Origin of the sequence: Mycobacterium sp. (genome assembly GCF_052145595.1) — a bacterium.
Taxonomy (GTDB): Bacteria; Actinomycetota; Actinomycetes; order Mycobacteriales; family Mycobacteriaceae; genus Mycobacterium.
In genome coordinates this window covers 23,302-31,882 of record NZ_JBKQOI010000020.1, presented here as the reverse complement: position 1 = coordinate 31,882, position 8,581 = coordinate 23,302, and the positions used below count along the sequence as shown (strand labels likewise).

The following is an 8,581-nucleotide window of genomic DNA, read 5'->3' as shown; positions in this document are numbered from 1 at the left end:
GCGCCCACCGCTGCAACGTTTCACGCTCGTCATCGCTCAACACCAACTCGGCCACCGGCCGACCCCTACGCGTCACCCACCGAGTTTACCATTTATTAACGTAATTTACGGCGCAGGACACTAGGCCGAGAGCAGCTTCCCGATGTCCACCCTTATCGTGCTCGGCCTGCTGTAGCTCATTTGCAGCTTGCTGCAGATCGTCCCTGGCGGCGAACATATGCTCCTGGTAGGCATACGCCGTGCCAGCGCCCAGGGTGCCGAAGCCCACGGCCATTAGGGATGTGGCGATGACCAGCCGGGTTTTGGAGATGTACATCAGAGCGAATCCCTTCCAAAGCGAAGGCTCACTTCAGGGACCGTGCCGCGATTCACGCGGCCTCTCCCTGCGAAAGTTCAGCACGGCGGCACCCTGCTCGACAACCCCATCCGGTGGGCCCAAACGTGGCGTCGGCGGCGACCAACGGGGAATAGCATTGCGTGGCGGCCGTGTTCAGCCGACATGAAGGTTTTCACCGAGACGGGACGTCAGGATTTCCTCGCAGGAAATCACGTTGCCGTGCTGTCCGTTGCTGCCGTCGACGGCCGCCCGCCGGCCAGCGTGCCGATTTGGTATGACTACGTACCCGGCGGTGACATCCGGATCAACACCGGGGCGTCTTCTCGCAAGGCCAGGCTCATCGAACAAGCTGGCGCGGTGACGCTGGTCGTCCAGCACGAAGAACCGCCGTACCAATACGTGGTCGTGGAGGGCACCGTCATCGAGACGACCACGCCGACCCCGGTGGAAGTCCGGGAAGCGATCGCGATCCGGTACCTCGGCGAGGAGGGTGGGCGCGCGTTTGTTCGTAGCCTCGCCGATCAGGTGTGCGTGTTGTTCACCGTCCGGCCCGACCGCTGGCTCACCGCTGACTTCTCTGGCGGCGTGTAAACCACTCAAGCTTTGGGTCGGTTCATCCTGGGGCTCTGCGTTTTAATACACTGTCGAATATCTTTTGTCCGCAACGCAATTCCGGACGACTTCAGATCAGATGATTGGGCTGGGCGGTTCACCCCGGTCGGCGGTGCCGAGCAGGTCGAGTTGCATCCAGGCCACGTCGTGCCAGTTGTCGTTTTTCCATTCGACGCGCCGGTATAGGCCAGCATCCTGGAAGCCGAATGATCGATGAAAACCGTTGCTGGCCTCGTTGGGTTGGGTGATGCCGGCGAAGGCGCGCCGATAGCCGCGCTCGGTGAGCCGACGCAGCAGTCGCGCGTACAGCTTGCTGCCACCGCCGGAACGGTGATGATCGACGTCGACATAGATGCCGGTCTCGGTCGACCATTGGTAGGCAGCCAAGCGATTGAATGCGTGTCCGTAGGCGAAGCCGATGATCCGATCACCGCGTTCGAGGACGAGCCATTCGTGGGTGTCGCGGGCGACGGCGATGCGCGCAGCCATCTCAGCTACGGTCGGGACTTCGATTTCCCAACTGATCGCCGTGTCCAGGACATACGGGCGGTAAATGGCAATGCAGGCGGCCGCATCGTGTGGGGAAGCCGGACGCACCAGGGTGCTGCTCGCTGGCATTCCAGTAGTCTCGCAGGTGTTCGGCGACGGCGGTAACGGCGATGACTCCGGGCCCCGGGTCGGTCGGCCCCGGTGCTTACCCGTGCCGCCGGGCCACATCGGGCGGCCCGAACCAGGTGGTGAGGGCGTCGGCGAGCCCATGGCGAGGTCGGTCGCCGGCCCAGGCAACATGTCCGTCGGGCCGGATCAACACGGCGGTGGGAGCACTGACCGCGCCAAGCACCGGAAGATCCAATTCGCCAACATATTTCGCGTTGGTCAGTTGAACGCGGCTGGCCCATGGAGCGATGTCGACGCCGCCGGGCTCACCGAGGTTCAGCAGCACTGGCTGGGCGTCGTGCAGCAAGGCGAATACGCGTAGCGGACCGTCGGCGGTGACCAGGTCGAGATCGGGCATGCGCCGTCCGAGCAGCGGGTGTCCCTCACCGAGGTCGTAATGGATGTCCAAGCCGGACATCATAGCGGCGAATCGTTTGCGAGGCTCGTCCATGCTGAGAAGTTCGGATATGTTGTCGCGCAACGCCTTCGTGCGGTCGTCTGGGCGGAGGAGCGCCATTTGCGCCATCGCGTTGCGTAGCACGCGCGCGGCGACCGGGTGCCGTTCGGCGTGGTAGGTATCGAGGAGGTTGTCGGATGATGTTCCCTTGATGACCTGGGCCAGCTTCCATCCAAGGTTCACCGCATCTTGCACACCGGTGTTGAGGCCCTGTCCACCCACCGGGTGGTGCACATGTGCAGCGTCCCCGGCCAGCAGGATCCGCTCATTGCGATAGGCCGCCGCCTGGCGGGCCATATCGGTGAACCGGGAAATCGAAGTGGGACTGTGGCTCCCGTAATCGGTCCCGTATACGACGGTTAGCGCGTCGCACAGATCACGCAGGGTGGGCTCGCCGGTGGGTCCGAGGCGCCCCTCCGTCACCATGACCCGCACCGGCCCCCCGTCCTTCAGCGTGCTGAGTGAATGGATGCCGATCGCGTCGTGGCGGATACCCCATTCCGGCGTTGGGCCCGAATCCGCGCCCGTCGCCGAGCCCGTGTTGAAGGCCATTTCGACCTCGGCCATCAGATAGCTCGTAGTCGGATCCCACCCGGGGAAGTCGATGCCGGCCGCTTTACGGACCAAACTGCGTCCACCGTCGCACCCGACGAGATACTCCGCCCGCAGCACCTGGCCGCCCGCCAACTCGACATCGACGCCGGTGCGGTCTTGGGCGGTACTCGTCACCTCACGTCCGCGATAAATCGGCACTGCCAGCTCGTCGGCCCAGCCGGCCAGTATGCGCTCGATGTTGTTCTGCCACAGCGCCAGGCCGTAGGGGTGCCGGGTGGGAAAGTCGCTGATGTCCAGGCGAATCTGTGCGAAACCCGCGACCTGCGCCACCTCCCCCTGCGACAGAAACCGATCAGCGATACCGCGCTGATCGAGCACCTCGATTGTGCGTGAATGCAGCCCGCCCGCACGCGAGCCGATCAGGTTCTGGCTGGTCCGCCGCTCGATGATGGCGACGTCGACTCCTGCCAATGCCAACTCACCCGCCAACATGAGCCCCGTCGGGCCCCCTCCGGCTACCACCACCGCATGCTCGGATATCGGTTCAGCCTCTCGGCCCGGTTCCAACAAGACGCGCACTTCGCAACCCCCGATTCGGTGATTCTCGCCTCGACCAGCGATTTTGCGGCATGACCCGGGTCTTGCCGCAAGCCCCCAGGCGCGCTATATGTTGAAAGTGAGGGATGAATTCCCAGCCTGCCGGCTCCCCTGACCCGCGCGCCGAGTCGGTAGCTGCATCCACTAACGACCGCCGTCTGCAGCGCGACAGGCGGCGGGCATCGCGCGGAAATGCATAGTCAGGCGTTCGTTGTGCGGGAAGCAATTGAGGCACCGCGTGGTTGAAAGACCAGTGCGTATTGGCGTCGTGTTCCCGCAGACCGAGCTTGGTGGAGACCCCGCAGTCTTGCGTGCGTACGGGCAGCGCGTCGAAGAACTCGGATTCACCCACATCCTCGCCTACGACCATGTCGTGGGCGCCGACCCGAAGGTACACCGGGGCTGGCAGGGCCCGTACGACATCGACTCAACGTTCCATGAGCCTTTCGTCATGTTCGGCTATCTGGCGGCGGTCACGTCACTGGAACTCGTCACCGGCGTCATCATCCTGCCGCAGCGGCAGTCAGCATTGGTGGCGAAGCAGGCCGCCGAGGTCGATCTGCTCACCGGCGGTCGGTTCCGGCTCGGCATTGGGCTGGGTTGGAATGCCGTCGAGTACGAAGCGCTTGGCGAGAGGTTCACCAACCGCGGCAAGCGTTCCGAGGAGCAGGTCGAGGTCATGCGCAAACTGTGGACAGAGCCGTCGGTCACGTTTAACGGCGAGTACCACACGATCACCGGCGCGGGACTGGCCCCACGGCCGATCCAGCGGCCGATCCCGGTGTGGTTCGGTGCGGCCTCCGACCGTGCCTACGAGCGCGCCGGACGACTCGGTGACGGTTGGTTCCCGATGATTGGACCCGGACCCGGCCTCGACTACGCGGGTGAGCGCGTGAGGCGCGCGGCGGCGGCCGCGGGCCGGAGCGCCGAAGGCATCGGGATGGAAGGCCGGATCAACTGGGGCGGAGACCGCGACAAGGCCGCCACCGACATCGCATGAACCGCACCCGCTGCACCGCGCCGCCGTGGTGATGTAGGTTCCCAATCTCGATGGTCGATGAGAAAGTGGTTAGCAGAACTAGCTTCCCTGCTATTTGCCCTCTTTGCAGCGAGGATCTGGCGGCAGTCGACTGATTCCGGCGGCCTTCGATGCGACGCACGCTTACGTCGCGGTCATGCTGGCGAACGACACCCCCGTATAGTTCCCGGGCGATCGCCGCAGCGTATTCGGGGTCCGAGAACCGACGCGGGGTAAGCATCTTCGACAGCACGCCTAAGCGACCGGGAACCATCAACACGCCGGTGCCAGTCGCCGCCAGAATCAATCGACGGCAACGCCGCGGGTTCTGAAACGCGAACTGTTGCGCCAAAGCACCGCCCCAGGACAGCCCGAGTGCGTCGACGACCGAGAAGCCCAGTTCGGTCAACACCCGTCCCAGCACCCAGGCAAGGTACGGAAACCCATAGGGTGCAGCAGACGCGGGTGATCCGCCGGCCCCCGGCACATCAAACCGGATTACCATGGACCGCGCACCGAGCTCGGCAACCAGCGGAGCGAGCACCTCCAGGCTTGCTCCAATGCCGTTGCACAACACCAGCGGCACACCTGTCCCGGGCTCTATCCGAACCCGGATGCGCTGGCCGCCGACGGCCAGGTAACGGTCGTCGGCGGCGGGGTTCATATCGGCTACTTCTGCAGGACGTACGTGCCGGGAGCGGGGGCTAGCGGCTGATAATTCTCTGCACCAAGGCTTTTCGGCGCGTCGATTTTGGGCCCGCTGCGCTCGGCGAGCCAACGCGCACAGTCCGGCCACCACGAGTCCTTGGACCTTTCAACAGATGCCATCCACTCGTCCGGGCTTTGCGGGCCCACCTGACCGGTGCGGTAGGACGCCTTGGGATTGCCCGGCGGGTTGACCAACGCGGCGATGTGCCCGCTGGTGGACAGCACGAAGCGGTTGTCCTTGCTGCCGAGCAACCGCGCGCTGCGGTAGGTGGCCTGCCACGGCGAGATGTGATCGGCCATGCCACCCATGACATACGCATCGCACGTGACCTTCGACAGATCGACCGGTGTGCCGAGCATGCTCACCGCCCCGGGCGTGACCAGCGAGTTGTGAACTCCCATCAGCACCATGTCGCGGTGTAGCGCGGCCGCCATGCGGGTGGTGTCGGCATTCCAGAACAACACGTCGAACGCGGCCGGTGACCGGCCCTGCACATAGTTGTTTAGCCAATACCGCCACACCAGATCGGTGGGACGCAGCCACGCGAACATCTCTGCCATGGCCCGACCATCGAGGTAGCCCCGCTCGGCCGAGGCCCGAATCGCGGCCTGTGCAGCGCGGTCACTCATCGCCGCCGAGGCGAATCCGGCGCGGCTTTGATCGAGGACGGTGACGGCGAGGGTGAGTCCCGCGATCCGATCGCCCTCTCCGATAGCGGCGAGATGCGCCGCCACCATCGCGGCGAGGATTCCACCCGAACAGGATGCCAGGATGTGCGCGCTGTCGCTGGCGGCGATCTTCTGTACCGCATCGAGTGCCTCTACGATCGCCGCGCCGTAGCTGTCGGCTCCCCAATCCCTGTGTCGTGCTTGCGGATTGCGCCACGAGATCGCAAAAACTTGTTGTCCCTGCTGTACGAAGTATTCGATCATGCTGCGCCCTGGGGCGATGTCCATGATGTAGTACTTGTTGATCACCGGTGGCACGATCAGCAGCGGAATCTTATGTACCGTCGGCGTTTGCGGGGCGTAGTGGATCAGCTCGAACATCCTGGTTTGCAGTACCACCGCGCCCTTGGTGGCGGCGACCGTCTCGCCCACCGCAAACGCGTCGGGTTCGACCATCGAAGGAACCCGAGGTTTCGACAGCATGTCGCGGGCGAATGCTCTGGCGCCGCGCAGGATGCTCAGACCGCCGGTGTCGATCAGCGCTTTCCAGCCGAGCGGGCTGATCAGCGGGTTGTTCGTCGGTGCCAGTCCCTCGACGATGTTGTCGAGGACGAAGCGCATCTTCTCTGAATCCCGCCAATCCAGCCGCGCGTCGGCGAACAACTGGTCGGCGGTCGAAGCCACAGCGAGGTATGCCTGCATGGTCCGATGCAGCAGCGGATTTTGTTGCCAGGCCGGGTCGCTGAAGCGTTTGTCAGCTTTGGCGGGCGCCCGGTCGGATTTGCCGGCGGCGATGCTGCCGAGTTCGCGCGCCAGCGCGCCACCACGGTTGGCCAGCGTGCCGGGTTGTTTGGCGAGATTGACGCCGAACCGGGCCCAGGCCTGGTTGGGCGTCATCCGCCCGACGAATGGCCGGGTGGCGCTGCTGAGCACCAGATCCAGCGGCGCGGCCAGTTCGTCCGGACTGACGGTCGAGGGAGTATCCACCATGGTTATCTCGTGCTTTCGCTTGTCGGAATGTTGACTTCGCGGCGCAGGACCTTGCCGGTCGGCCCTTTGGGTAGCGCATCGACGAACCACACCCGCCGCGGATACTTGTATGCGGCTACGCGAGCCTTGACGAAATCGCGCAATTCGTGGGCGTGCACTGTCGCGCCATTCTTGAGTGCGACGGCGGCGCCTACCTCCTCGCCGAGCGAGTCGTGGGCGATGCCGACCACTGCTGCCTCGGCCACCGCGGGATGCTCGTAGAGCACTTCCTCGATCTCGCGCGGGTAGATGTTGTATCCGCCTCTGATGATCAGATCTTTCTTGCGGTCGACGATGTAGTAGTAGCCGTCCTCGTCGGTTCGACCGATGTCGCCGGTAGCGAACCAGCCGTCGGGCGAGATCGCCGAGCGCGTGGCATCAGGCATGTTCCAGTAGCCCGCCATGACGTTGTGACCGCGGATCCGGATTTCACCCGGCGCGCCCTGCGGCACTTCGTTACCGTCGACGCCCACCACGCGCATCTCGATGCCCTCGATCGGGGTGCCGATCGAGCCGGCCTTGCGCGGCCGATCCGGGTAATTGAACGAGGCCACCGGCGAGGTCTCCGACAGGCCGTAGCCCTCGAGAATCATGCAGCCGAAGGCCTTCTCGAAGTCGGCGAGCAACTGAACAGGCAACGATGCGCCACCCGAGACGCAAGTCCGCAGGCTCGTGGTCGCCGTAGATGAGACATCCTCCGCCACGCTGAGCAGCGCCGAGTACATAGTCGGCACACCCTCGAACACGGTGACGCCGTCTCGCTCGATCACCTCCAGCGCCTTGCAGGGGTCGAACCGCGCGACCAATGTCAGCGTGGCGCCGGCCAGTACCGCAGCGTTCAGCCCGCATGTCAGGCCGAAAATATGAAACAACGGCAGGCAGCCCATCACCACGTCGCCGGGGCCGATATCGACGAGCGTGCGAACATAGATCTCAGCGTTCCGTCTTAGACCGCCATGGGTAAGCTGCGCACCCTTGGGCTTACCCGTAGTGCCGGAGGTGTGCAGGATGACCGCGGTATCGGTGTCCTCGCGTTCGACCGGACCCTCCTGCTCAGGCAGATCCGCAATCAGTTCCGCCAGACCGGCGTCGTCGACGAGCCAACACTGCGCGCCCGCGACCGTGGCGGCGGCCTGGGCTTCCTCCGCGTTGGCGGGCATCGCGAACAACGCCTTCGCGCCCGTGTTGGACAGGTAGAACTCGACCTCGCGAGCCCTGAGCAGCGGATTCATCGGGACCGCCACCGCGCCACGGTGCATGATGCCGTAGAACGAGACGGCAAAGGCCGGGATGTTCGGCAGCATCACACCCACCCGATCACCCGGTTGCACTCCAGAGCGTTCCAGCAGGGTGGCCGCTCGAGCGACGGCCGCGTGAAGCTCGGCGTAAGTGAACGTCACATTGTCACAGCGCAAAGCGACTCGATCGGGGTAATCACGTTTCGAGGCAACAAGACTGGTACTCAGGCTGGTCATCACGACACCACCGAGAGCAGCGCGATCACACGTAGCGCCGTGACGGGATGTGCGATCAGACCCTTCACGATCAGTCTGTGGGTGGCGATGGCGGCAAATACCCGCAACCCCCGCTTGGTGAAGAAGCCCACCGGCAACAGCCCCGACGCCTTCATCTTGAGCTGCGAGAGGTCGAGGATCTGATCGACCGTCGCCGTCACCGTCACACTCGGCTTTCCGACGACGTCATTGAAGACGACGGCCTCGCTGATGCCGAAATTGATGGTGCAGGCGCTGTCGGTGTCGCTGCTGTAGATGGTCACCGGGCGAGAGAGTCTGCGCGCGAGATCGATCCGCGAAGGGAAGTTTTCGAAGTTCTGTCCGAGCAGCGTCGCGATGATATCGGCGATGCCGTTCGCGTCCGGCCCGTCGTAGAGCGTGACGGGATAGCTAGGCGTGTCGACGGATGACATTGATTCCCTCCAGTT

The 8,581-nt window shown here is 64.4% G+C and carries 8 protein-coding genes and 1 pseudogene; 2 read left to right on the top strand and 7 right to left on the bottom strand.

The window, feature by feature from the left end; all coding sequences use genetic code 11:
- Positions 1 to 85: 85 nt before the first annotated feature.
- A complete protein-coding gene (locus ACLP4W_RS01530; protein ID WP_442383432.1) occupies positions 86 to 316 on the bottom strand; it encodes a hypothetical protein in 231 nt (76 codons plus the stop codon).
- 183 nt (positions 317 to 499) lie between these two features.
- On the opposite strand from ACLP4W_RS01530, the gene ACLP4W_RS01525 reads away from it, so the two are divergent.
- Positions 500 to 928, top strand: coding sequence for a pyridoxamine 5'-phosphate oxidase family protein (locus tag ACLP4W_RS01525; protein WP_442383430.1), 429 nt, complete (start codon positions 500 to 502; stop codon positions 926 to 928).
- Between the two features lie 96 nt (positions 929 to 1,024).
- Here ACLP4W_RS01525 and ACLP4W_RS01520 read toward each other — a convergent pair whose 3' ends face one another.
- Positions 1,025 to 1,567: a GNAT family N-acetyltransferase gene (locus tag ACLP4W_RS01520; protein WP_442383428.1), complete on the bottom strand. Its 543-nt coding sequence runs from the start codon at positions 1,565 to 1,567 to the stop codon at positions 1,025 to 1,027.
- Positions 1,568 to 1,643: 76 nt separating this feature from the next.
- Positions 1,644 to 3,158, bottom strand: coding sequence for an FAD-dependent monooxygenase (locus tag ACLP4W_RS01515; protein ID WP_442383436.1), 1,515 nt, complete (start codon positions 3,156 to 3,158; stop codon positions 1,644 to 1,646).
- A gap of 310 nt (positions 3,159 to 3,468) precedes the next feature.
- Between ACLP4W_RS01515 and ACLP4W_RS01510 the strand changes: the two are divergent.
- A pseudogene (locus tag ACLP4W_RS01510) lies at positions 3,469 to 4,212 on the top strand (LLM class F420-dependent oxidoreductase); the annotation flags it as partial.
- Here ACLP4W_RS01510 and ACLP4W_RS01505 read toward each other — a convergent pair.
- The 4 genes from ACLP4W_RS01505 to ACLP4W_RS01490 are packed head-to-tail and all read right to left on the bottom strand — an operon-like array spanning position 4,169 to position 8,566.
- On the bottom strand, positions 4,169 to 4,897 hold the full coding sequence (locus ACLP4W_RS01505) for an alpha/beta fold hydrolase (protein ID WP_442383426.1): 729 nt from the start codon (positions 4,895 to 4,897) through the stop codon (positions 4,169 to 4,171). The pseudogene ACLP4W_RS01510 and the gene ACLP4W_RS01505 sit on opposite strands and share 44 nt — an antisense overlap.
- 5 nt (positions 4,898 to 4,902) lie before the next feature.
- A complete protein-coding gene (locus tag ACLP4W_RS01500) occupies positions 4,903 to 6,600 on the bottom strand; it encodes a PHA/PHB synthase family protein (RefSeq protein WP_442383424.1) in 1,698 nt (565 codons plus the stop codon).
- 2 nt (positions 6,601 to 6,602) lie between these two features.
- Complete coding sequence (locus ACLP4W_RS01495; RefSeq protein WP_442383422.1) at positions 6,603 to 8,114, bottom strand: long-chain-fatty-acid--CoA ligase; 1,512 nt, start codon at positions 8,112 to 8,114, stop codon at positions 6,603 to 6,605.
- Complete coding sequence (locus ACLP4W_RS01490; RefSeq protein ID WP_442383420.1) at positions 8,114 to 8,566, bottom strand: hypothetical protein; 453 nt, start codon at positions 8,564 to 8,566, stop codon at positions 8,114 to 8,116. The genes ACLP4W_RS01495 and ACLP4W_RS01490 overlap by 1 nt, the downstream gene beginning before the upstream one ends.
- Between the last annotated feature and the right edge of the window lie 15 nt (positions 8,567 to 8,581).

What these genes read in the sequence shown, in the direction of transcription:
- ACLP4W_RS01530 (WP_442383432.1), bottom strand. Translation starts at nt 316, where the DNA reads ATGTACATCTCCAAAACCCGGCTGGTCATCGCCACATCCCTAATGGCC.
- ACLP4W_RS01525 (WP_442383430.1), top strand. Translation starts at nt 500, where the DNA reads ATGAAGGTTTTCACCGAGACGGGACGTCAGGATTTCCTCGCAGGAAAT.
- ACLP4W_RS01495 (WP_442383422.1), bottom strand. Translation starts at nt 8,114, where the DNA reads ATGACCAGCCTGAGTACCAGTCTTGTTGCCTCGAAACGTGATTACCCC.
- ACLP4W_RS01490 (WP_442383420.1), bottom strand. Translation starts at nt 8,566, where the DNA reads ATGTCATCCGTCGACACGCCTAGCTATCCCGTCACGCTCTACGACGGG.
- ACLP4W_RS01520 (WP_442383428.1), bottom strand. Translation starts at nt 1,567, where the DNA reads ATGCCAGCGAGCAGCACCCTGGTGCGTCCGGCTTCCCCACACGATGCG.
- ACLP4W_RS01505 (WP_442383426.1), bottom strand. Translation starts at nt 4,897, where the DNA reads ATGAACCCCGCCGCCGACGACCGTTACCTGGCCGTCGGCGGCCAGCGC.
- ACLP4W_RS01500 (WP_442383424.1), bottom strand. Translation starts at nt 6,600, where the DNA reads ATGGTGGATACTCCCTCGACCGTCAGTCCGGACGAACTGGCCGCGCCG.